Origin of the sequence: Marinobacter sp. CP1 (genome assembly GCF_001266795.1) — a bacterium.
GTDB lineage: Bacteria > Pseudomonadota > Gammaproteobacteria > Pseudomonadales > Oleiphilaceae > Marinobacter > Marinobacter flavimaris.
Window position 1 is genome coordinate 2,284,071 of the sequence record NZ_CP011929.1, and the last position, 20,428, is coordinate 2,304,498.

22 protein-coding genes are annotated in these 20,428 nt (G+C 60.0%); 11 read left to right on the forward strand and 11 right to left on the reverse strand.

Annotated elements, in window-relative coordinates; translation table 11 throughout:
• The first annotated feature begins 10 nt into the window (after window positions 1-10).
• The 5 genes from ACP86_RS10515 to ACP86_RS10535 all read left to right on the forward strand — a co-directional run bounded on the left by ACP86_RS10515 (window position 11) and on the right by ACP86_RS10535 (window position 3,966).
• Complete coding sequence (locus tag ACP86_RS10515; protein WP_053113673.1) at window positions 11-895, forward strand: cobalamin-binding protein; 885 nt, start codon at window positions 11-13, stop codon at window positions 893-895.
• Window positions 882-1,856, forward strand: a complete 975-nt coding sequence (locus tag ACP86_RS10520) for a FecCD family ABC transporter permease (RefSeq protein WP_053113674.1) — start codon at window positions 882-884, stop codon at window positions 1,854-1,856. Before ACP86_RS10515 ends, ACP86_RS10520 begins: the two co-directional genes overlap by 14 nt.
• Window positions 1,856-2,620 carry an ABC transporter ATP-binding protein gene (locus tag ACP86_RS10525; RefSeq protein ID WP_041645928.1) on the forward strand — a complete coding sequence of 255 codons (765 nt, stop codon included), beginning with the start codon at window positions 1,856-1,858 and terminating at the stop codon, window positions 2,618-2,620. Before ACP86_RS10520 ends, ACP86_RS10525 begins: the two co-directional genes overlap by 1 nt.
• Window positions 2,621-2,690: 70 nt before the next feature.
• Window positions 2,691-3,041 (forward strand): RidA family protein, encoded by a 351-nt coding sequence (locus tag ACP86_RS10530; protein ID WP_053113676.1) that lies wholly within the window; start codon window positions 2,691-2,693, stop codon window positions 3,039-3,041.
• A 76-nt stretch (window positions 3,042-3,117) separates the two neighbouring features.
• A complete protein-coding gene (locus ACP86_RS10535) occupies window positions 3,118-3,966 on the forward strand; it encodes a sulfurtransferase (protein ID WP_053113678.1) in 849 nt (282 codons plus the stop codon).
• Between the two features lie 29 nt (window positions 3,967-3,995).
• On the opposite strand, the gene ACP86_RS10540 is transcribed toward ACP86_RS10535, so the two are convergent.
• Window positions 3,996-4,520, reverse strand: coding sequence for a cytochrome b (locus ACP86_RS10540; RefSeq protein ID WP_053113680.1), 525 nt, complete (start codon window positions 4,518-4,520; stop codon window positions 3,996-3,998).
• Window positions 4,521-4,583: 63 nt separating this feature from the next.
• Window positions 4,584-4,928: a hypothetical protein gene (locus tag ACP86_RS10545; RefSeq protein ID WP_053113681.1), complete on the reverse strand. Its 345-nt coding sequence runs from the start codon at window positions 4,926-4,928 to the stop codon at window positions 4,584-4,586.
• 219 nt (window positions 4,929-5,147) lie between these two features.
• Here ACP86_RS10545 and ACP86_RS10550 point away from each other — a divergent pair, with 219 nt between their 5' ends.
• Both ACP86_RS10550 and ACP86_RS10555 read left to right on the forward strand, forming a co-directional pair.
• A complete protein-coding gene (locus ACP86_RS10550; protein WP_053113683.1) occupies window positions 5,148-5,873 on the forward strand; it encodes a response regulator in 726 nt (241 codons plus the stop codon).
• The gene (locus ACP86_RS10555) at window positions 5,870-7,288 is read left to right on the forward strand and encodes a sensor histidine kinase (RefSeq protein WP_053113686.1); all 1,419 of its coding nucleotides are present in this window, start codon (window positions 5,870-5,872) and stop codon (window positions 7,286-7,288) included. The genes ACP86_RS10550 and ACP86_RS10555 overlap by 4 nt, the downstream gene beginning before the upstream one ends.
• 6 nt (window positions 7,289-7,294) lie before the next feature.
• Here the strand turns inward: ACP86_RS10555 and ACP86_RS10560 are convergent, their stop codons facing one another.
• The 9 genes from ACP86_RS10560 to ACP86_RS10600 form a co-directional block, all read right to left on the reverse strand.
• On the reverse strand, window positions 7,295-7,525 hold the full coding sequence (locus tag ACP86_RS10560) for a hypothetical protein (RefSeq protein WP_014579080.1): 231 nt from the start codon (window positions 7,523-7,525) through the stop codon (window positions 7,295-7,297).
• A gap of 30 nt (window positions 7,526-7,555) precedes the next feature.
• Window positions 7,556-9,304 carry an ArnT family glycosyltransferase gene (locus ACP86_RS10565; protein ID WP_053113689.1) on the reverse strand — a complete coding sequence of 583 codons (1,749 nt, stop codon included), beginning with the start codon at window positions 9,302-9,304 and terminating at the stop codon, window positions 7,556-7,558.
• Window positions 9,305-9,313: 9 nt separating this feature from the next.
• Window positions 9,314-9,982, reverse strand: a complete 669-nt coding sequence (locus tag ACP86_RS10570; RefSeq protein ID WP_053113691.1) for a TVP38/TMEM64 family protein — start codon at window positions 9,980-9,982, stop codon at window positions 9,314-9,316.
• Window position 9,983: 1 nt separating this feature from the next.
• Complete coding sequence (locus ACP86_RS10575) at window positions 9,984-10,751, reverse strand: glycosyltransferase family 2 protein (RefSeq protein ID WP_053113692.1); 768 nt, start codon at window positions 10,749-10,751, stop codon at window positions 9,984-9,986.
• A 93-nt stretch (window positions 10,752-10,844) separates the two neighbouring features.
• A complete protein-coding gene (locus ACP86_RS10580; protein WP_053113694.1) occupies window positions 10,845-12,257 on the reverse strand; it encodes an ATP-binding protein in 1,413 nt (470 codons plus the stop codon).
• Window positions 12,254-12,937 (reverse strand): response regulator transcription factor, encoded by a 684-nt coding sequence (locus ACP86_RS10585; RefSeq protein WP_053113696.1) that lies wholly within the window; start codon window positions 12,935-12,937, stop codon window positions 12,254-12,256. Before ACP86_RS10585 ends, ACP86_RS10580 begins: the two co-directional genes overlap by 4 nt.
• Window positions 12,938-12,959: 22 nt before the next feature.
• Window positions 12,960-14,507, reverse strand: coding sequence for an ArnT family glycosyltransferase (locus tag ACP86_RS10590; protein ID WP_053113698.1), 1,548 nt, complete (start codon window positions 14,505-14,507; stop codon window positions 12,960-12,962).
• Complete coding sequence (locus ACP86_RS10595; RefSeq protein ID WP_053113700.1) at window positions 14,491-15,498, reverse strand: glycosyltransferase family 2 protein; 1,008 nt, start codon at window positions 15,496-15,498, stop codon at window positions 14,491-14,493. Before ACP86_RS10595 ends, ACP86_RS10590 begins: the two co-directional genes overlap by 17 nt.
• The gene (locus ACP86_RS10600) at window positions 15,470-15,883 is read right to left on the reverse strand and encodes a GtrA family protein (protein WP_053113702.1); all 414 of its coding nucleotides are present in this window, start codon (window positions 15,881-15,883) and stop codon (window positions 15,470-15,472) included. Before ACP86_RS10600 ends, ACP86_RS10595 begins: the two co-directional genes overlap by 29 nt.
• A gap of 218 nt (window positions 15,884-16,101) precedes the next feature.
• Here ACP86_RS10600 and ACP86_RS10605 point away from each other — a divergent pair, with 218 nt between their 5' ends.
• The 4 genes from ACP86_RS10605 to ACP86_RS10620 are packed head-to-tail and all read left to right on the forward strand — an operon-like array spanning window position 16,102 to window position 20,383.
• Entirely contained in the window at window positions 16,102-16,812 is a 711-nt protein-coding gene (locus ACP86_RS10605) for a thermostable hemolysin (RefSeq protein WP_172835829.1), read from the forward strand.
• Entirely contained in the window at window positions 16,796-18,997 is a 2,202-nt protein-coding gene (locus ACP86_RS10610) for an AMP-binding protein (protein ID WP_053113704.1), read from the forward strand. Before ACP86_RS10605 ends, ACP86_RS10610 begins: the two co-directional genes overlap by 17 nt.
• Window positions 18,984-19,766, forward strand: a complete 783-nt coding sequence (locus tag ACP86_RS10615) for an SDR family oxidoreductase (protein WP_053113706.1) — start codon at window positions 18,984-18,986, stop codon at window positions 19,764-19,766. The genes ACP86_RS10610 and ACP86_RS10615 overlap by 14 nt, the downstream gene beginning before the upstream one ends.
• Window positions 19,763-20,383, forward strand: a complete 621-nt coding sequence (locus ACP86_RS10620; protein ID WP_053113708.1) for a tetratricopeptide repeat protein — start codon at window positions 19,763-19,765, stop codon at window positions 20,381-20,383. Before ACP86_RS10615 ends, ACP86_RS10620 begins: the two co-directional genes overlap by 4 nt.
• The last annotated feature ends 45 nt before the right edge of the window (window positions 20,384-20,428 follow it).

Below are 20,428 nucleotides of genomic sequence, written 5' to 3' on the forward strand. Positions count from 1 at the left end.
CCCGCCCTCTATGAGGCACCTATGGCTCGCTGCACTGTGTGTACTGTCTCTGCTTGCGCCCTCGTTGGCGCAGGCCCAGGGACCCTGCGTACGCGATGCACTGAACCAGAAGGTATGCCTGGCCGAGCCAGCGCAGCGTATTGTTTCTTTGTCACCGGGTGCCACTGAGCTGTTGTTCTCCGCCGGTGCCGGCGAAAAGGTCGTTGCGGTGAGTGCCTGGAGCGACTACCCGCCAGAGGCGGAGAACTTACCGCAGGTGGGCGACAGCAATCGCCTGGACCTGGAAGCCATTGTTTCGCTGGCACCGGACCTGGTGGTGGCCTGGGTGGATGGCAATTCCCGCAGCCAATTGGAACGGCTGTCTGACCTTGGTATTTCCGTATTCTGGCTAGCCCCGCGAACGTTTGACGACATTGCCGCGGCGGTATCGGATCTGGCGTTGCTGACGGGTTCACCGGATCTGGGCAATGAGCGGGCCGAAGCGTTTCGTGCAGATATGGCCGCGCTTGAATCTCAGTATGCCGATGCCAGACCAGTTAAGGTGTTCTACCAGATATGGGATCAGCCACTGATGACCGTGAACCGGGAAGAGCTGATCAGCAAGGCCATAAGCCTGTGCGGCGGCGTTAATGTGTTCGGCGAGTTGCCACGGCTGGTGCCCCGGATCAGTCGGGAGGCGGTTCTGGAAGCCAACCCCGAGGCCATTATTACCGCCGGATCGTCAGACGACAGGCAGTGGCTGGAGGCCTGGCGTGAGTTTCCGGGCCTGGCAGCGGTAGCCGCGGGCAACCTCTTCCTTGAACCACCTGACCTGCTGGCACGCCCGACGCTACGTATGGCAGAGGGTGCCATGCACCTGTGTCAGACCCTGGAGCAGGCCCGTGCCAATCTCTAGCCCTTCCAAGCCCCTCCTGATTCTGCTGCTGGCGGGCTTTCTGGCGGCACTGCTCTCCGTCAGCATTGGCAGTACGTCCATCGGTTTTGGTGACACTCTGAGGGTGATCACCGGCAGTGGCACCGAGTTGCAGCAAACGCTGATTCTGGAGCTGCGCCTGCCTCGCACCCTGAGCGCGTTCGCAACTGGCGGATTGCTGGCCGTGGCCGGGGCACTGATGCAGGTATTGTTGCGAAATCCCCTGGCCGATCCTTATGTGTTGGGGCTTTCTGGTGGCGCGGCAGTGGGTGCGTTATTGGCCATGCTGGCCGGCGCTGCCGGTTTTCTGATATCCGGCTCCGCGTTTGCAGGTGCCATGCTGGCCACCCTGCTGGTGTTTGGTTTGGCTCACGGCAGTGGCAGCTGGACCCCATCGCGGCTGTTGCTTACCGGTGTGGTGGTCGCCGCCGGCTGGGGCGCCATGATTACCCTGATCCTCTCGATGACCCCGGCCAGCCGATTGCCGGGCATGCTGTATTGGTTGATGGGCGATCTTTCCCACGCCGCCACTCCGTGGCCGGGACTGATCATTCTTGTGCTCGTATGCCTGATGGTGTTTCCGCTCGGCCGGGCCCTGAACGTGCTGGCACGGGGCTCCCTGCAGGCGGCGGCGCTGGGCGTTTCGGTGCGGCCACTGGAATGGTCGATCTACCTGATGGCCAGCCTGCTGACCGCAGCCGCCGTCACCATGGCCGGTTCGGTTGGTTTCGTTGGCCTGGTGGTACCGCACATGTTGCGGCTGGTGCTGGGCAACGACCAGCGCCTGATTCTGCCGGCCTGCGCACTGGCGGGCGGTACGCTGCTGGTGCTGGCGGATACCCTGGCGCGGGTGGTGATTGCGCCGGAGCAGTTGCCGGTTGGGGTGATCACCGCGCTGATCGGCGTCCCGACCTTCCTGTACCTGCTGTATAGGAGCCGATGATGACACGCCTGGCAACCGAAGCGCTGATTATCGACATTCCGGGCCGCAGCTCAGGCGTTCCCCTGAATCTGGCCATCGAACCGGGACAGGTCTGGGGCGTGCTGGGCCCTAACGGTGTGGGTAAAACCACCTTGCTCCATACTCTCGCAGGATTGCGGGAGCCCAGAAGCGGAAAGCTGCTGCTTGATGGAACGCCGTTGGACGGCATCCGCCGCAAGACCGTATCGCAACGCATGGGCCTGGTATTTCAGGACCGGCAGGATGGATTCCCGGCAACGGCACTGGAAACCGCCCTGATCGGCCGCCACCCCTGGTTATCGCCTTGGCAGATGGAGAGTGGTGATGACCTCGCGATTGCGGAAAGGGCTCTGATAGAGCTGGACGTGATCCACCTGAAAGATCGTCTGGTGAACACCCTCTCCGGCGGTGAACGCCAGCGGGTAGCCATTGCCACCCTCATGACCCAAAGCCCCGAAATCTGGCTCCTGGACGAACCCACCAATCACCTGGATTTACAGCACCAGACCGCCGTTATGAAGCTGCTGCGCCAGCAGGCAGCGTGCGACCGGGGCGTGTTCATGTGCCTCCACGACCTCAACCTGGCTGCGCGATGGTGCGACCAGATCCTCCTTCTGTACCCCGACGGCCAGGCCTGCTGGGGCCCGGCCCGCGACATGCTGGTGACTTCTGCCCTCGAAAGCCTGTTTGGCCAGCGTTTGCTATCTGCCGAACTGGATGGTTTCCCGGTGTTCGTGCCGGGCTGAAGTGTGAGGCTTTATCCTCGAGCCCGTTATTGGTTATATAGTCACTCAAATCCCCAACAAGGCCATCACCATGACCATTGAACGTATCTCCACCAACAGCCGAATGAGCAAGATCGTAAAACACAACGGCACCGCTTACCTTTGCGGTCAGGTTGCCAAGGACCGTAACGGTGACATTCATACCCAGGTAACCGGGATGCTGGAGAAAGTCGACGAGCTGCTCGAGACCGCCGGCTCCAGCCGCGATCGAATCCTTTCTGCAACCATTTACCTGGCAGACATGGCCGATTTCAAAGCCCTGAACGAGGTGTGGGACAACTGGGTGCCTGAAGGTACGGCGCCGGCCCGGGCCTGCGTTCAGGCTCAAATGGCGTCGCCGGAGTTGCTGGTGGAAATCTCGGTGATTGCCGCAACCTCCTGACGGCAGCCGGGAAGGTCTGGCGATTTGTCTGTCTGAGAAGTCGGCCGTTTATTTCTGGTAGGAACAGGAGCACACCATGGCGTCCCCACTCGTAACCACCGACTGGTTGCAGGAAAACCTCGATAACGAACGTTTGGTTCTTATCGACGCGAGTATGGCCACGGTTATTGGCAAGGAGCCGATCGTTTATGATCACCCGGTGTGGATACCGGGGAGCTTCCAGATTGATCTCGAGGGAACGCTCTGCAATACGGAATCCTCCCAGCTCCATGCGTTTCCCACCGAGGAGCAGTTCACGCAGGAAGTTCGCAGGCTGGGTATAACGCCTGAAAGCCGGGTGGTGCTTTACGACAACCAGGGAATCTATTCCGCTCCCCGGGCCTGGTGGATTCTGCGGTCGATGGGCCTCGAACAGGTTTTCGTGCTCGATGGTGGCCTGCCACAGTGGTTGGCAGAGGGGCGTGAGGCGGTTTCGGCTCCGATTAATAGTGCGGCTTCCCTCGGGAACATGGCGGGCCGTCTGGACCGCCGACGGGTTCGGGATTCCGCCTTCGTTTTACAGCATCTGGACGACGAGCGAGTTTCGGTGATTGATGCGAGATCCCGGGCGCGGTTCCTGGCTCAGGCCCCGGAACCCCGCCCGGGTGTGCGCGGCGGCCATATTCCGAACTCACTCAATCTTCCGTTTACCGAGGTACTCGATGGTTACCGGTTCAAGCCAGTTAGTGAGCTGGAATCAACGTTCAAACGGCTTGCTCCGAGCCTCCAGCCCGGAGACGGGCATCAACTGGTGTTTTCCTGCGGTTCCGGTATCACCGCCTGCATCATTCTGCTGGCGGCGGAGCTGGCCGGGTATGACCAGCTTTCTCTTTACGATGGTTCCTGGGCGGACTGGGGCAGCGACGATTCGCTGCCGGTGGCTTGAGCCCGAGGGTTTTCCTGTATCCCGGGCCGTCAGGCCATGCGCTTCATGATCCGGTCTCCCAGCAGGTACTGGTGTGCCAGGGCAGCAGCCACGTGTATGCCGATCATGAGCCACAACACGTTGGCCAGCACTTCATGAACCTCTTCCCCGCTGTCTTCCAGCCACTCGATTTCCGGGCCGTAGCCAAAGACTGTCCAGCCGAAAAAGGTAACAGGATCGCCTTCACCGAGGGAGGATGCGAGCCCTGACAGCGGCATCAGGATCATCAGGGCATAGAGCGCAATGTGCCCGAGCTTGGCCATGGTCGCCCATTGAGCCGGTGGTGTTACACGTGCGCGGTTAAGCCAGCGCCAGAGACCGCGAAAGATAACCAGCCCGAAAATGGTCAGGCCCAGGGTCTGGTGCCAGGCCATAAGCGACGCATCAGAGAGTGTGTGTTCCAGGGCTTCAAACCAGACTTCGCTGGCAAGCATTACCAGCAGCAGAACCGCCATTATCCAGTGCACAGCCCGGGAAACGGCACCATAGCGGTTGTCAGCGTCCATCAATGTCATCGCGATTCTCCTTGATCAGGGGGTGGCGGGGCACATTCCGGGCCCCGCGCTGTCAGCTGGCAATCAGTCCCGGCGGCCGCCGCGAACCGGAGCGCCGTACTGGTTGAATTCCTGCTCCCGGATCAGGTTCTGCTCGGCATCCCGCAGTTGTACCCGGTAGGTGCCATCCGGAGTTTCGTCAACGGACACCTTCACGCCCGGACCAAAGCGCCGGAGTGCCTGGCCATAGGCCATAATGCGCATCTCGTCGGTGCTGTACTGCTTGAGGCTGGCGCGCATGTGCTTGCCGTCACCGCGATGTTCATAGCGGTCTTCTTCCCAGTAGTCGTCATCGGCCGATGCCAGCAGGGGCGCCGTGCTGAGCAGAGCAGCGGCAGAGATGGCGGCAATTGTGGTGGTTTTCTTCATGGTTGAACTCCTTGGTTGGTTTAGTGCTTATCGGGAATGCCCTCGTTTGTCAGGATCTATTGCACCAAGGAAACGTCGCAGAATTGTCTCGGTGACCCACCGACTTTGTCGCAACTTGTCGCAAGGCAGGGATTTGCGACGGTTTTTGACAAGATCGCGCCCAAGCGGGAAGTCGACTCCCCTATAATCGGGGCAGACGGTAATTCAACGGAGTAACGAGTGAGCGACTCTCCCACCATCCTGGTCGTCGATGACCACCGGGACATTCGAGATCTGGTCGGCCGCTATCTTCAGGAGCATGGCCTGCGCGTGCTGCTGGCAGATGGCGGCGATGCCATGAAACGACAGTTGCGACAGCACTCCGTCGACCTGGTTGTGCTGGACATCATGATGCCCGGGGACGATGGCCTCACGCTCTGCCGTTACCTTCGTGAGCACACCGAGTTGCCTGTTATTCTGCTTACAGCCATGAGCGAGGAAACCGATCGCATTGTCGGCCTCGAGATGGGCGCCGACGACTATCTCACTAAACCCTTTAACCCCCGGGAGTTGTTGGCCCGCATAAAAGCAGTTCTGCGCCGTACCACGGCGCTGCCACCGCAACGCAGCCCCATGGCCGGGCAGTCCCTGACGTTCGAGGGCTGGACACTGGACGTCGACCGCCATCAACTCATCGATCCGGAAGGTGTCGAGGTGTCGTTGAGTACCGCCGAGTACAAGCTTCTGCTCGCCTTCCTTGAGCACGCCGGCCGCGTGTTGTCCCGTGATCAGCTGATGGACCTGACCCTCGGCAGAGAGGCGGATGCTTTCGATCGCAGCATTGATAATCATGTCAGCCGCCTGCGCCGAAAGATCGACCCGGATGCCCGCAGCCCCAGGCTGATCAAGACAATCTGGGGCGGTGGCTACCAGTGGATTGCTGCGGTCGAAGGGGCTGAACCATGAGACTGTGGCCACGGCGCGCCGGTGGGCAGCTGGCGCTGTTATTGATTCTGGTGCTGCTGGTGGCCCAGGTTATCACCATCGTTATTCTGGCGGGTGAGCGCCAGGGAGCGTTGCGCAGTGCCAGTCTGGAACACGTCCTCCAGCGGGTGGCCGATGGCTATACCCTGGCCGATACTACCGATCCGGAACGGCAGGAGCGCATCCTCCGGGCACTCTCCAGCCCGACCCTGCGGCTTTCCATTGATCCCGCGCCCTATCTGACCGAGGATCAGTCCTCCGACATGAGGCGCCGGCTGGCCGAGGAGCTGGGTCTGCCCGTGGCGCAGGTTCGAACGGCCATGGAGGCTGATGGAGACGACTGCCTGCGGGATCGCGATGATCATCGGGACCGTGAGCGGCATGACGATGAGGATGATGAACACCACGAGTATGAAGAACACCGTGATGATGACGACCATCACGATGAACGGCAGGAATGCCCGCCGGTGCTGGGTGTTTCCCTGGCGTTGTCTTCCGGCCAGTGGTTCAATGCCCGGGCACTGCCACCGGCGCCCTCCTGGCTGTGGTTAAAGGCGACGCTCACCAGCGTTGGCATTACCGCAGTGCTGCTCACGCTGACCTTGTTGCTGGCGGTTCGTCGAATCCTGCGGCCAATAAACGAGTTGAGCCAGGCGGCCCACGCGTTCGGGCGGGGGGAGAAAGTCCGGATTCCTGAAAAGGGACCGGAGGATGTTCGTGAGGTTACCCGCGCCTTCAACCAGATGCAGGATCAGGTTGGCCGCGCCCAGGAAGACCGGGCAAGGCTGCTGGCGGCTCTCGCTCACGACCTCAGGACACCCATTACCTCCATGCGGCTGCGGGTGGAAATGCTGCCGGAAGGTGAGGACAGGGACCGTCTTCTCGATTCCCTCAGGGAAATGCAGCATCTTGCCGAAGCCACCCTCGATTTCATCCGGGGCACCACCACCGAACAGCACCGTCGCTATGATCTGGCGACCCTGCTGGACAGCCTGTGTGGTGATCTCCAGGAAATGGGCTTGGCGGTGCACTGCGATGACAGCCCGAGATGTGTACTCCAGGGGCAGCCCGAAGCCGTCAAACGTGCCCTGCGTAATTTGATTGAGAACGCGGTTAATTATGGCGAGCAGGCGGAAGTAACACTGGCAACCACAGACACAGAAGCGGTTGTCACGATTGTTGATCAGGGGCCGGGTATTCTGGAGGCGGACCGGGAACGGGTTTTTGAACCCTTCTATCGGCTGGAACACTCACGCAGCCGCGAAACCGGTGGCGCAGGCCTGGGCCTGGCTATTGCCCGTACCCTGATTCGGGGGATGGGTGGCGATATCCGGCTGGATGCTGGCCCGGGAGGTCAGGGCCTGCAGGTTTCTGTGACTTTGCCCAAAACCAGGTAGGGCCTATCAGAACAGCACTTCGGCACGGGCAAATCCCAGAGCGTCGAGTGCCTCGACGGTCGCATCCAGGTTTGCGTAGCTGCAAACATGATCGTCGTCGGATATCAGGAAAAAGGTCTTTCCTTCAATATCCTTAAAAAGTATGACCCATTCGTGCGCATTCGAGGGGGATCGTACGATTTTCACGGAATCAACACGGTTTTCTTCCCGACGGGCTTTAATTTCATGCTTTTTCATCGTTTCTTCTTCTCTTAATCCCTCGCCAGCTCAATCCTGCCAACTGCCGGGCTCAGGCGTGGTAAACCGTTTGACCTTGTCTGGTGGTGCGCAGCTGGGGTTCATTTGTTCATCAGTCAATAATAGGTAGCTGTCCCGGTGGGCCGTGCCCACGGGAATGGCACCCTCTTTGGTGAAGCAGGGTAACTCAATCTGATCGGCGACGAGGAGATAGCTGTCCTCGGTTTCGCTCATCCACAACCAGGCATTGCGATTTTCCTGTTCCCGACCGGTAAAGAAGCTGAAATGGGTAAAGTCGCGTTTGGAAAACAGCAGGAACTGTTCCCGGAAGTCGATCATGCCGAGCTGCCCGCCGGGCGGGATATGCTGTTCTGCGGCGGCCAGAACGTTGCGAGGAGTTCGAAGCGGCTCAAGAATTCGATAGCCCCAGGTGCCCAGCAGCAGCCAGGTGATCATCATGGCCAGGAACAGACGCCCCAACGCACGGGAGCGCCAGAACCCGAACAGGGTGATCAGCCAGGCCAGTCCTATGACGAAGACGAACGTCCCCGCCTCGTGCAGTTTGGCCGGGTCGGTGCTGTAGTCGGCCACTTTTTCAACCAGCCTGGGGTGGTCGTTCCAGGCCAGGACGCCAACCGCCATCAACGCGATACCGAGCAGGAACTGCACACCTGTCAGGAGCGGCGGAAACCACCCCGCCGGTTTCTGGCTGCTGAGCAGCGGGGCGAGAATCAGGGCCAGCATGGGCAATGCTGGCAACAGGTAAACACCGCGCTTGCCGGGGCTGAGGCTGAAAAACACGATGACCAGGGCAATCCAGCCCAGAAGTACAGGAATAATCGGCCGGTACCGGGCGGTTTCAGACAAGGGCCGGATCAAGGCCAGGAGCAACAGCGGAAGAGGAAACCAGAGCGAGGGGATGACGCTGGTGAGGTAATAGTACCAGGGCTGGATATGGCCCCATGAGTCGGCATAGCGCTCGCCGGTCTGCTTGAACAGGATATTGTTCCGATAAGCCAGGGCCTCTTCGGTGCCGAGATTGTTAACGTAAAGCACCATGGGAATCAGCCAGGCGGCAACCACTGCCAGCATGGCCAGCGGGCCCAGTGCGCAGCGCCAGGTTAGTGTACCCCTGAACAGTGCGCGATCGCGAAGCTTCATGACCAAAATGGGAATGAGCATCAGGGCCGGCAGAAATCCGACCCCTTTGGTGATGATTCCAAGCCCCATAAACGCCCAGCCGACAAAGTACCAGCCCCAGGCGGGCCCGGTGAAAAAGTGTCGGATCAGACCGTAGCAGGCGACGGCAATCCAGCAGGCAACCATGGCATCGATCTGGGCTTTCTGGGCCTGGATCACGAACTGTGGCGCGAGCATCAGCAACATCACCGCGATGGCACCGGTTCGCTGGTTCCACAGGCGGGTGCCCAGATCAAAGACCAGTCCCAGTGTCAGCAGGCTACACAGCGCATTGGGCAGCAGGAATGCAATCTTCAGGTTGCCGGTCAGCCAGTAAAAGAAGGCAATACTCCACATGAACACCGGTGGCTTGTCCGGGTAGAACTCACCACCCCGCATGGGGATCAGCCATTGCCCGGAGGCGACCATTTCGCGGGCCACTTCCGCGAACCTCGGTTCGTCGGCAGGCCAGGGGGAACGTAGTCCGATCCCGGTAAAAATCACGACTGCGGCAAAGGCCAGCAGTAACAGCAGGAGTTGATTGCGGGACAGGTTAAACACGGTATCCGGCAGGTGGCGGACGAAGGGTGATGCAGGCATGGTTCGGTCTCAGAGAGAGTCGGAAACGGAATCGGCCAGCGTCCTGGCCCTCTGGTTGTGATAGAGAAAAGCACCAATCAGCGAGGCGAGAATAAAAAACCCGATGCTCACGGCAAGCTGATAGGCATTGGCATTGCCGATACCGGCACCGGCCAGGGCAAACACCAGCATCTGGGGCAGATAGCCCAGGGTGCTGCCGAACAGGAACGGTGAGAAACGGATCCCGGAGCAGCCTGCGACAAGGTTGGTCACCAGGTTACTGCCCACCGGCAGCAAACGCACCATGAGAACCTTCAACAGCGTCTGCTCCCGGAACAGGCGATCAAACTGCTGCATGCGATGGCTGAACCGCCGGCTCAATGGCGTTCGCAGCAGCCAGCGGGCGGTCAGGAAACAGCCGGTGGCCCCGATGGCGGCGGCCAGGGTCGACAGCAGTGTCCCGTTGAGCCCGCCCAGTGCAAAACCCAGCACGAAGGCGAGCAACTGGCGTGGAGCGCCGAGGCCGGTAAACAATGCGCCGGCGAGGGTAATCACCACCAATCCGCCGACACCATGACTGTGGAGATAGTTCGCCACTTCATTCTGGTCGGCAATGAAGTCGAGCCAGCCGTTGTGGATGGTCAGATAGCCAACCAGCACCAGGGCTGCGAAGGCCAGCCAGCGGGAACTGTTGATCATGTCAGGAGCGCTCCGCCACCGATCCCTGTGGATCGGCCTGACCGGCACTGCTGATAACAGGAACCCGGGTGCGGTGCAGCAACCAGAGTACACCGAGCAGATCCAGGATGCCGGCCCAGGTCCGGTTCCAGGCGTTGTATTTGGAAATCCCTGCGGTGCGTGGGCGGTGGTTTACCTCCACGATGGCAATGTCACCGCCGATCCCTCGTACCAGCGCCGGGATGAATCGGTGTCCGTGATCGAACCAGGGGAGTTTGAGGAAGGTTTCCCGGGGAAACAGCTTCAGGCCGCAACCGGTATCGGGCACGCCATCATGAAGCAGTGCATCCCGCACTCGATTGGCCAGGCGTGACTGGAATCGCTTCCAGGCGGTGTCCTTGCGATTCTTGCGATAGCCGGCAATACAGAAGTCCGGGTTCCGCATGGTGTTGGCTTTCTGCAGCATGGCGGGAATGTCGGCCGGATCATTCTGGCCATCGCCATCCATGGTAACAATCAACTTACTCCGGGCCTGTCGGATACCCGATGCCAGAGCACCGCTCTGGCCGATGCTGCGCTCGTGGCGAATGGTCAACAACCGGCCGCCGAGGGCCCGGGCTGTCCGAACGGCTGTGTCCAGCGTTCTGTCTGTGCTGCCATCATCCACCAGCACCACCTCAAAGCCGTGATAGTCACGCATTACCCCATAGGCCTCGGTCAGCAGGGTAGCGATGTTGGCTTCTTCATCCTTGGCCGGTATAACCAGCGAGAGAGTTCTTTCCTGACCCATGTAAAGACATCCTCGAAAACGGAATCTCAACCGGGCCGTCTGTCGGCCCTGTTCAATTGGGCCGGAGTATCCTCCTCAAACCTTAAAACAACCTTAAACCTTCTTGAGACGAGAGGTGGCACGGGCCGGGAGCCAGATGCTGACGCACAGGCCCGAGTTGCCATCCGCCCGGTCGCCCAGGGTGAGCTGGCCACCATGAAGTTCAGCGATGCGCCTGGCGATGGCCAGCCCGAGACCCGCGCCACCACCGAGTCGCTGGTCCAGCCGGACAAAACGGCTCAAAGCCCGCTCACGTGCCTCGGCTGGGATGCCGGGGCCCTGGTCGCACACGGTTATATGGTATCCCTCACCGGCAGGCGTGAGGTGTGTTTCGATGCTTGTGTGTTCGGGGCTGTACTGGATGGCGTTCGCCAGCAGGGAGCGCATTAGGGTGTTGATCAAGGCACTGTGGCAGGAGACCAGGGCCTGACCGGCATCGTCCTGCAGCACGGGGTCGATGTCCTTTTTCAGGGCCAGCGGTGCCACATCGGCAATGCTCTGTTCCACGATGGCAGACAGGTTGTGGTATTCCGGGGTGAAATCGGCACCAGAGTCGACGCGGTTGAGCAGCAGCATCTGCTCGACCAGGTGCACCATGCGGTCCACGGACTGGATCAGATCGCCGTATTGCTCCGGGTCGTTCTCGTAGACTTTTTCCAGATTCAGGCGCAGGGCCGTGAGCGGTGTCCTCAGTTCGTGGGCGGCATCGGCAGAAAACCGCCTCTCCCGTTCCAGGGCCTGGTTGAGGCGCCGGAGCAGACCATTCACCGCCTGCACCAGACCGGCGACTTCCTTGGGCGCCTGCCGGTCGTCCAGTGGGTGTATATTTTCCGGGGCCATGTTGCGTACGGGCTTCTCGAGCTTTCTAAGTGGCTGGAAGCCCACCTGGATCGACACCAGCACTGCCAGAGCCAGCACGGGCAGCACGATCAGGAAAGGCAGTACGTTGCCGAGAGCGATTTCCTGGCTGAGTTCATCCCGGACATCTTCACGCTGGGCCGTGCGGATCCAGAAACCGGTCGCCGGATCTTCAAGGGTGAAGGTTCGCCATTGATATCCGGCTACTTCCTGCCATCCGAAACCACGCTCCAGGCCCTGCGAATCGTTGGCGCGCAGGGTGTCCAGAATCGGCTCCCGGTCCGGCGACCAGACCTCAAAGGCCAGCTTCCGTTCGTATTTGTGGCCCGCGCCGCCGGGCAGGATTTCATTCTCCTCCTCGTCGCCCTGGTACACGCCGTCTGGCAGTTGGAGCGTCTTCTCCAGGGTATGACTAATCTGCTCCATCGACTGCGTGGAAGAGAGATGCTCAACCAGGCCCTGGACAATGCGGGTGCTCTGGGCCAGCTCCGCGTCGAAAAGCTCTTCCAGTTGATGGTCGCTGACGTAGAAGCCCCAGCCGGCAGCAATCAGAGTGATGAAGAACACCGTGCTGGTGATCAGAAGGATCAGTTTTCGGGTCAGGCTCATTCGGGAGAAACCTCCGCAGCGGCCTTGCTGTCCAGCATGTAGCCAACGCCACGGACGGTGCGGATGGTCTGTTTGCCAACGCGCCGGCGCAAATGATGGACATGCACCTCAAGGGCATTACTCTCTGCGCCCTGCTCCCAACCATACAGCTGCTCTTCCAGCCGACGGCGGGTTGCCACCTGGTCGGGGTGGCGCATCAGGTAGTGCAGAATCTGGAATTCGCTGCGCGGAAGAGCCGCCGTTTCGGTCCCCAGCTTGAGCTGGCCTGAATCGGGGTCCAGAATCAGCCTGCCCACCTGCAGACCGCCTGTCCGGACACCGGCTCCGCGCCGCGTAACGGCCCGAATTCGAGCTTTCAGTTCCGCCATGGCGAAGGGCTTCGTCAGGTAGTCGTCAGCGCCCGCATTGAGGCCCTGAAGTTTTTCGTCCAGATCGCCGCGGGCGGTGAGGATGATGACCGGCGTCTCGATACCCTGGCTGCGTACCTTTTTCACTATATCCAGCCCGTCCACGCGGGGCAGCGTCAGATCCAGGATGGCCAGATCGAAGCTATCGTTCAGGAGTGCATTGAGCGCCTGCTGGCCGTCATCCAGCCAGTCAACGGTGTTCTGCTCGTCACGCAACATACCCAGCATGGTGTTGGCCAAAAGATGATCGTCTTCAATCAGCAATATTCGCATACAGCAGGAATCCGGTTGGTTTTCAGCTAAGCGGGTGATCGTTGGATGCATTGTAATCGATACCGCCGGTTTTGCTTTTTTCCTGAAAGCTGGTCGCGGTATTTCCCGAGGATGGCTTCAACAGGAAAAGCCGGTAGCGACGGTTTTCCTCAATCGGTCTGGTGAGGTCTTCAAGGCGCCTGATCATTGCGGTGTTGCCCTTCTCTACAGCCAGAGCCATGGGTTCATGTAGGTTGCCCGATTCAATGCGATCGATAACGTCTTCCTGGGCAATGGCATGAGCATCGCCACGGCTGTAGAAGCGTGCCGAGAACGGGGCCTTGCCCAGGTAAAACAGATTGTCTGCGCTCATGTGGGGGAGTTGTTCGACTTGCGCGACCAGATCCCGCTCGGTTTTCAGTTGCTCCGGGTGCAGGGCAAGCCAGCCTGCGGCGGCGATCCCCATCATGGGGATTGTCAGCACTGCAGCCAGACTGGAGGCCGGCATTCGACCGGAAAGTTCCCTCGGCCAGAGGCTGGATGCCAGCACGGCAAGAAACGGCAAACCTGGAAGCACGTAGGTCCAGAGAATGTTACCGGAGAGGGTGAAAAAGACGGCAGGACTCAGCGCGGATGCCAGAACCAGCCCGCCCACGCCTTTTTCAACGGGCTGCCACTGTTGTGGTGCAGGTTGACGGCGCCAGCGGCTAACGCCAAAAGCAACAATCGCGATCAGACCCCAGGGGAAACTGGCGGCAACCAGGTACAGCCAGATGGTGCCCCGGGTAAACTCGTGTGCGTTGCCATAAAGATCACCCTGCCAGCTACTGACAAGGAATCGCTTGATGTGTTCTCCCACGATGAAGTAATCGAGAAAACCGGGTGTCTTGAGCTCGGCGAGAACGTACCAGGGGGCTGCAATGGCCATCATCAAAAGTGAACCGCGTAGCCAGGGCAGTTGCTGCCACAGGACCAGCCAGCGTCGGGTCGTCGCAACCCAGAGAAAAACCGGCAGCCCGGTCAGAACCAGAATCAGCGGGCCCTTGGCGAGCAGGCCGATGGCAAGACCGATAAAGAAGAGCCAGCCCCACACCATGGGGCCGCCCTGAAGACGAACCACAAGGCTGGTCAGTACCAGCGTTGAGCCGAGGGCAAGGAACGAATCGGTCATCACCGTGCCCGCCGTCAGGAAGCCCAGGGCCGTGGTGGCGTAAATCAGGGCGGCCCAGAGGCCGGCCGACGTTGCCGCTTGGCTGTCGCGTTCGGGATGCAGGTAACGACGCAGGGTGAAGACCAGATAGACGATAATGACATTGGCCAGCCAGGATGGCAGCCTGCCCGCGAATTCAGAAACACCCAGCAATTTGAACGACAGTGCCTGCGCCCAGAACGACAGTGGTGGCTTGCCCCAGAACGGCACTCCGTAGTCGAACCATGGGGTTATCCAATCTCCGGTGTGGGCCATTATGCGGGCAATTTCGGCATAGCGCGGTTCGGTAGTGTCCGCCAGCGGCAGTATCGCCGCCAGTCCGAGCCGTGCGGCAAGCACGGCAAACAGGAGCCAGAGCAGGGTGTTAATGTTTCTGGTCATTACCGGCTACTCGCAGTTGGGTGAGAACCGGCTGAGCAATGTCGTCGCTGTCTTCCGCAACAATAAACACCGGGCGCTGTTTGGTCTCCATATAGATCCGACCGACGTACTCCCCCAACAGGCCAACGCATAGCAGCTGAACCCCTGAGAGGAACGTGATCATGGCAATCATGGAGGCGTAACCCGGTGTGGATATGCCGAAAACCATTGCCCGGATAACTTCCCATGTGCCGAAAAGGCCTCCGGCGCCGGCGGCAAAGAGGCCGAGGATCAGGGCAATCCGCAGTGGGCGCGTGGAGAACGAGGTAATCCCTTCCATCGCCAGATGCATGAGCTTCAGATAGTTCCACTTGGTTTTGCCTGCCAGGCGTGGATCGCGGTCAAATTCGAGAGTGACCGTTGGCATGCCAACCCACGCGAACATGCCTTTCAGGTAGCGGTTGCGTTCGGGTAACCGGTTGAGGGCATCTACGGTGCGCCGGCTCATCAGTCGGAAGTCGCCAGTATCCACCGGTATCGATGCGTCACTTATATGGTTGATCAGGCGATAGAAAATGCTCGCAGTGGTGCGTTTCAGCCAGCTTTCACCGGCCCTCGATCGCCGTTTCATCAGAACGACGTCTGCCCCCTGCTGCCATGCCTGAACCATCCTCGGGATCAACTCCGGGGGATCCTGGAGATCGGCGTCCATCAGTACCACGGCATCGCCACGGGCACTCTCAAGGCCCGCGGTAACGGCCGCTTCCTTGCCAAAGTTCCGGGAGAGCTGAACGACACGGATTCCGGAGTAACGGTCCCTGGCCCGTAGCAGCTGTGCAACAGAATCGTCCCGGCTGCCATCGTCCACGAACAACAGCTCAACCTGGCCCGGCAGTTGGCGGCAGACCAGATCCAGCCGTTTCAACAGGGTTGGAATCACATCGGCTTCGTTGTGAACCGGGATAATGATGCTCAGCATCGGATTACTGAACGTTGATTGTCTGTTCTTCATGGAAAACAAACCTCTGTGCAAAGAGATAATTGGCAAAGGCAACCAGGCCGGTCGTGATTAGTTGCGAGGGGGCGACGCTGAGACCCGTAACCAGGAGTAGCGAAAAGCCCGCTAAATTGAGGGCCCAGCCCAATGCAGCCCCCGTGAGATATCGCGGGAACGCAATTCTATGAGGCAGGTTGGAACAAAAAGCGTAGCGATGCTGGCCAACATAATTTGCCAGCAATCCAGCCGTGGCACCGGTGGCGGTTGCGAGAACGGCGTTCAGTCCCCAACCGATCAAGACCAGCATGGTCAGCCAATGCAGCAGGGTGGCGACGCCACCGGCCAGCAGGAATCGTGGCAATCTGCCCCAGCCATTTGACCGCAATAACGGGAATCTCATACAGCCTCACTTAAGAACCCGGGCGTTATCGGAAGAATCCGAATGATGGCCGGCACGTTACCGGGCCATCCTTAAGCAAGCCTTAACCGCGACCTTTGAAAAACCTTAAGCCGGCCTTAAGGTTTCTCCCGGCCGTCCTTAAGCCTGGTTTAAGGCTTTGCTCCTAATCTGGTACCCGTGATCAAAGCGCCCACGGGGAGCGAAACTGGAGAGCCCATATGACAGACCCGCTGATGATGTCCACATGTTGTCCCCCGGACTCCGGGGAGGTGGTTCCGGTCATCCGTTGTGCCGGTCGCTGGTTTAACGAGATCCGTCCCGAGACGGCAATGGCCGGGACGGTCGCGGATTTTATCCGTCGGCGCTTCCTGCATGCCTATGGCGCCGAGCCTTCTCTGCGCATACCGGCATTGCTTGCCCTGACAACGGCTCAGGGCAGTCTTCTTGCCGCGGTCGGTGTTCGTAATGCTGCGCTGGAAAAACTGTTCCTGGAAGATTATCTGTCGGTGCCTGTGGAGTCGGTGATGCCGGTTGCGGGCATCGAGCGACATCGGATCGCGGAGATTGCCCATCTGGCGGGCGTTGAAGCCGGCGTTAGCCGTTTTCTGTTTGCCTCGTTGTCGGTGTGGCTGGATGGGGCCGGTTATGACTGGGTGGTGTGCACCGGCACGGATCAGCTACGCAACAGTTTTCATCGCCTGGGCATTGCCACTCAGGTCCTGGCGACTGCCGATCCCGCCATGTTGCCCGATGGCGGTGCCGGCTGGGGGCGTTATTACGACCATCATCCGGTGGTGATGGCCATTCGTGTCGCCGATGGTATGTCGGCACTGCGGACCGCCGGTTTGCTCCGGTTGATTCAGCCGGTTGAGTCCGAAGCCCCCGGGGAAGAAGCGATGGCAGGAGGTTCCTATGGCCACATTGCCTGAACTTCTGCAACGCCAGGCGGCCGTCCAACCCTCACAAACGGCGCTTCAGGGGCCGGAGTCGGCCTTCACTTATGCTCAGATGATGCAGGCGGCCGAGGCTCTCGCCGACCAGTTGACCCGCCTTGGTGTGCGCCGGGCCGGCCTGTGTGGCGACAACTCCGTGGCGTGGATTCTTGCCGATCTGGCCTGTTTGCTTGCCGGCGTGGTGTGTGTCCCCGTGCCGGTGTTTTTTTCACGGACTCAGACGAAACACCTGACTGAACGAGCTGGCCTTGATTGCCTGTTGTCAGGGGGCGCAAGCAATGGCGGTGAGCATATTGGCCATGGTGTCTGGCTTAGGCATTTGCCGGTAACAGCGGCAGCCGCCTGGATGCCGGAGCAGACCGCGAAGATAACCTTTACGTCTGGCAGTACAGGCAACCCGAAGGGCGTCTGCCTGTCGGTGGCCCAGATGACGGCCACCACGCTGGCCTTGCAGGAGCGTCTTGAGGGCGTCGACCTTGAGCGGCACCTGTGCATCCTGCCACTGGCCACATTGCTGGAGAACATTGCCGGGGTTTATCTGCCATTGCTTATGGGCAGTACGGTAATGGTCGCACCCTTGCAGGATCTGGGCATGACCGGAAGCAGTGGGCTGGACATCGGCCGGCTGGTGCAGGGCATCAACGAACACCAGCCGCAGTCCCTGATTCTGGTGCCGGAACTGGCTCTGACGCTGGTGTCTGCGGCCGAACAGAAACAGCTGGACAGTCATTCTTTCCGGTTTCTGGCGGTTGGTGGAGGACGGGTTTCGTCCGACCTGCTTGCCAGGGGGCGCGCGGTCGGCCTGCCGCTTTACGAGGGTTATGGGCTTTCCGAGTGCAGTTCCGTGGTTGCATTGAACGTGCCTGGAACCGAACGCGAAGGTGCGGTGGGTAAACCGCTCTCCCATGTTCGGGTACGGGTGGATGACCGCGGACACATTCTGGTGGCCGGGAACACCCACCTGGGTTACCTGGGGGATGAACCGGCAGGGGATGAGTGGCTGGATACCGGTGACCTGGGTTCCCGGGATGCCGGGGGTTTCCTGTCGGTGAGTGGTCGCGCGAAGAATCTTCTGATTACCAGCTTTGGTCGCAACATCAGCCCGGAATGGCTGGAGAGTGAACTCATCCAGGCGATTGGTGCCCGACAGGCGGTGGTGTTTGGTGATGGCGACCCCCGCCCTTCTGCTCTAGTGGTGGTGCAGGATGGCCGCTCACCCGATGCGTTGCGCTCCCAGCTGGACGCCCTGAACAACAATTTGCCGGACTACGCCCGTTTGTCCGGTGTCTATATCCGCCGTCAACCATTGAGCCAGGCTGAGGGCTACCTGACTGCAAACGGCCGGCCTGTTCGCCAACAGATTCAGGCGGATCTGCCAACGCTGCTGGCCGGCGCATTTCCGATTTTCATGAACCTTTCGATTTCCAATTCTGAACTTTCAAACCCGCCAGGAGGATCTTTCATGGCATTTTTCGATCGACTGCAGTCCGAAACTGCACAAGCCCGCGCCCACGTAACCGGTGCGCCTGTTATTGAGGCCATCCGCGAGGGCCGGTTTGACCTCAATGGCTATACCTGGTTTCTCACCCAGGCGTATCACCACGTGAAACACACCGTGCCCCTGATGATGGCCTGCGGTGGCCGCTTACCCGAGCGTCTGGAATTTGTGCGAAAGGCGTTGGTGGAGTACATCGAGGAGGAGTATGGCCACCATGAGTGGATCCTCAACGATCTTGCGGCCTGCGGAGAGGACAAGGAAACCATTCGTCATGGCAGCCCGGATACCTCTATCGAGCTGATGGTCGCTTACCTTTATGACCGCATTAACCGCGGTAACCCGGCGGCGTTCTTCGGTATGGTTCAGGTGCTGGAAGGCACGTCGATTGAGCTGGCGACGCCGCTCGGTGAGGCGATCCAGAAACAGCTCGGGCTGCCGGATGAGGCCTTCAGCTATCTATACTCCCATGGTGCTCTGGATCAGGAGCATTTCGAATTTTTCCGTAACCTGATGAACGAGATCACCGACCCCGATGACCAGCAGGCGATCATCGAAGCCGCGCGCATGGTCTATCGGCTCTATGGCGATATGCTGCACAGCATTCCTCTCGTTTCTGTTCCTGGGCCGTCGAACCGCAAGGAGCAGCGTCATGAGGCTGCATGATCGGGCGTTTCTTCTGCTGGGTGGCACCGGCGGTATCGGCAAGGCGCTGGTTGAACCCCTGGTGAGAGCTGGCGCCCGGGTGATTGTGGCCTCCAGGCATCCGGAAAAGCTTGAGCACCGTGAAGGTGTCTCGCTCGTTCACCTGGACCTGGCGGCGCCAGATCTCGACCAACAGCTGGTTCGTCTCAGTGACGCCTATCCGGGTATCGATGGTGTGATCCACTGTGCCGGCCAGAATCGCTTTGCAAGCCTGGAGAATATGGCAGTCAGCGAACTGGACGCCCAGATCGCCGTCAATCTCCGGTCAGCGATGATTGTGGCCAGGCACTTTACACCCAGGTTTGAAAAAGCCGGCCAGGGTGCCCTGGTGTTCGTGGGGTCCACCTTTGGCAGCATCGGCTTCCCCGGTTACACCGCCTATTGCGCCAGCAAGTTCGGTCTGCGTGGCTTTACCGAAGCGCTTCGACGGGAACTGGCCGATACCCCGGTCCAGGTGATCTATGTAGCGCCCCGGGCCACCGCCACAGACATGAATCCAGAGGCGGTAAACGAGCTTAACCGGGCCCTCGGCAATGCCATGGACGCGCCGGAAGCCGTGGCTTCGCAGATTCTTGCCGCCATGGAAAATGACGTTCGCCGGCGTTTCCTGGGCTGGCCGGAAAAGCTGTTTGTGGTGATCAACGGCATCCTGCCCAGAATTGTCGACAAGGCGATGCTGAAGCAATTACCGGTCATCCGGCGGTTTCTGAATCCGGGAGTGTTGTCATGAAACGCGTGTTATTGCTGATCCTGTGTCTGGCGGCCCAGCCACTCTGGGCGGCGGCTCTGGAGACCGAACTGGCCGATATCCAGCATCGCTGGGCGGAGATTCAGTATCAGGTGCCAGAGGACCTGAAAGAGAAAGCCTTTGAAGGTCTGGCCAGCGAGGCAGAACAGTTTGTCGCCCATTATCCGGACCGGGCAGAGCCACTGATCTGGCAGGGTATTGTGCTCAGCACCTATGCTGGCGCCAAGGGCGGTCTGGGAGCGTTGGGGTTGGTCAAGGATGCCCGTAAATCACTGGAGGCGGCCCTGGCGATTGACCCAGATGCACTGGATGGCTCGGCCTACACGTCACTGGGCAGCCTCTATTATCAGGTCCCTGGCTGGCCGCTGGGCTTTGGTGATGACGACAAGGCCCGTCAGTATCTGCAGAAAGCATTGGCTATCAATCCTGATGGCATGGATGCCAATTTCTTCTTTGGGGATTTTCTGCTGGACCAGGGCGAGCCGGAACGGGCCCGGAGATATCTGCAGAAAGCCCTCGAAGCACCCGGCAGGGCAGGACGGGAGGTCGCCGATGCTGGTCGGCGGGAAGAAGCCAGGAATCGCCTGGACTCGCTATGATTCGTCGTCTCCGGAACCGGTTTGCTTCCTGTCAGCGTGGGCTAC

Excerpts from the sequence above, each read along its gene's own strand:
- ACP86_RS10555 (WP_053113686.1), top strand. The coding sequence starts at position 5,870 with ATGAGACTGTGGCCACGGCGCGCCGGTGGGCAGCTGGCGCTGTTATTG.
- ACP86_RS10560 (WP_014579080.1), bottom strand. The coding sequence starts at position 7,525 with ATGAAAAAGCATGAAATTAAAGCCCGTCGGGAAGAAAACCGTGTTGAT.
- ACP86_RS10535 (WP_053113678.1), top strand. The coding sequence starts at position 3,118 with ATGGCGTCCCCACTCGTAACCACCGACTGGTTGCAGGAAAACCTCGAT.
- ACP86_RS10590 (WP_053113698.1), bottom strand. The coding sequence starts at position 14,507 with ATGACCAGAAACATTAACACCCTGCTCTGGCTCCTGTTTGCCGTGCTT.
- ACP86_RS10600 (WP_053113702.1), bottom strand. The coding sequence starts at position 15,883 with ATGAGATTCCCGTTATTGCGGTCAAATGGCTGGGGCAGATTGCCACGA.
- ACP86_RS10595 (WP_053113700.1), bottom strand. The coding sequence starts at position 15,498 with ATGAAGAACAGACAATCAACGTTCAGTAATCCGATGCTGAGCATCATT.
- ACP86_RS10620 (WP_053113708.1), top strand. The coding sequence starts at position 19,763 with ATGAAACGCGTGTTATTGCTGATCCTGTGTCTGGCGGCCCAGCCACTC.
- ACP86_RS10565 (WP_053113689.1), bottom strand. The coding sequence starts at position 9,304 with ATGCCTGCATCACCCTTCGTCCGCCACCTGCCGGATACCGTGTTTAAC.
- ACP86_RS10545 (WP_053113681.1), bottom strand. The coding sequence starts at position 4,928 with ATGAAGAAAACCACCACAATTGCCGCCATCTCTGCCGCTGCTCTGCTC.
- ACP86_RS10580 (WP_053113694.1), bottom strand. The coding sequence starts at position 12,257 with ATGAGCCTGACCCGAAAACTGATCCTTCTGATCACCAGCACGGTGTTC.
- ACP86_RS10575 (WP_053113692.1), bottom strand. The coding sequence starts at position 10,751 with ATGGGTCAGGAAAGAACTCTCTCGCTGGTTATACCGGCCAAGGATGAA.
- ACP86_RS10570 (WP_053113691.1), bottom strand. The coding sequence starts at position 9,982 with ATGATCAACAGTTCCCGCTGGCTGGCCTTCGCAGCCCTGGTGCTGGTT.
- ACP86_RS10610 (WP_053113704.1), top strand. The coding sequence starts at position 16,796 with ATGGCCACATTGCCTGAACTTCTGCAACGCCAGGCGGCCGTCCAACCC.
- ACP86_RS10525 (WP_041645928.1), top strand. The coding sequence starts at position 1,856 with ATGACACGCCTGGCAACCGAAGCGCTGATTATCGACATTCCGGGCCGC.
- ACP86_RS10515 (WP_053113673.1), top strand. The coding sequence starts at position 11 with ATGAGGCACCTATGGCTCGCTGCACTGTGTGTACTGTCTCTGCTTGCG.
- ACP86_RS10585 (WP_053113696.1), bottom strand. The coding sequence starts at position 12,937 with ATGCGAATATTGCTGATTGAAGACGATCATCTTTTGGCCAACACCATG.
- ACP86_RS10530 (WP_053113676.1), top strand. The coding sequence starts at position 2,691 with ATGACCATTGAACGTATCTCCACCAACAGCCGAATGAGCAAGATCGTA.
- ACP86_RS10605 (WP_172835829.1), top strand. The coding sequence starts at position 16,102 with ATGACAGACCCGCTGATGATGTCCACATGTTGTCCCCCGGACTCCGGG.
- ACP86_RS10540 (WP_053113680.1), bottom strand. The coding sequence starts at position 4,520 with ATGACATTGATGGACGCTGACAACCGCTATGGTGCCGTTTCCCGGGCT.
- ACP86_RS10615 (WP_053113706.1), top strand. The coding sequence starts at position 18,984 with ATGAGGCTGCATGATCGGGCGTTTCTTCTGCTGGGTGGCACCGGCGGT.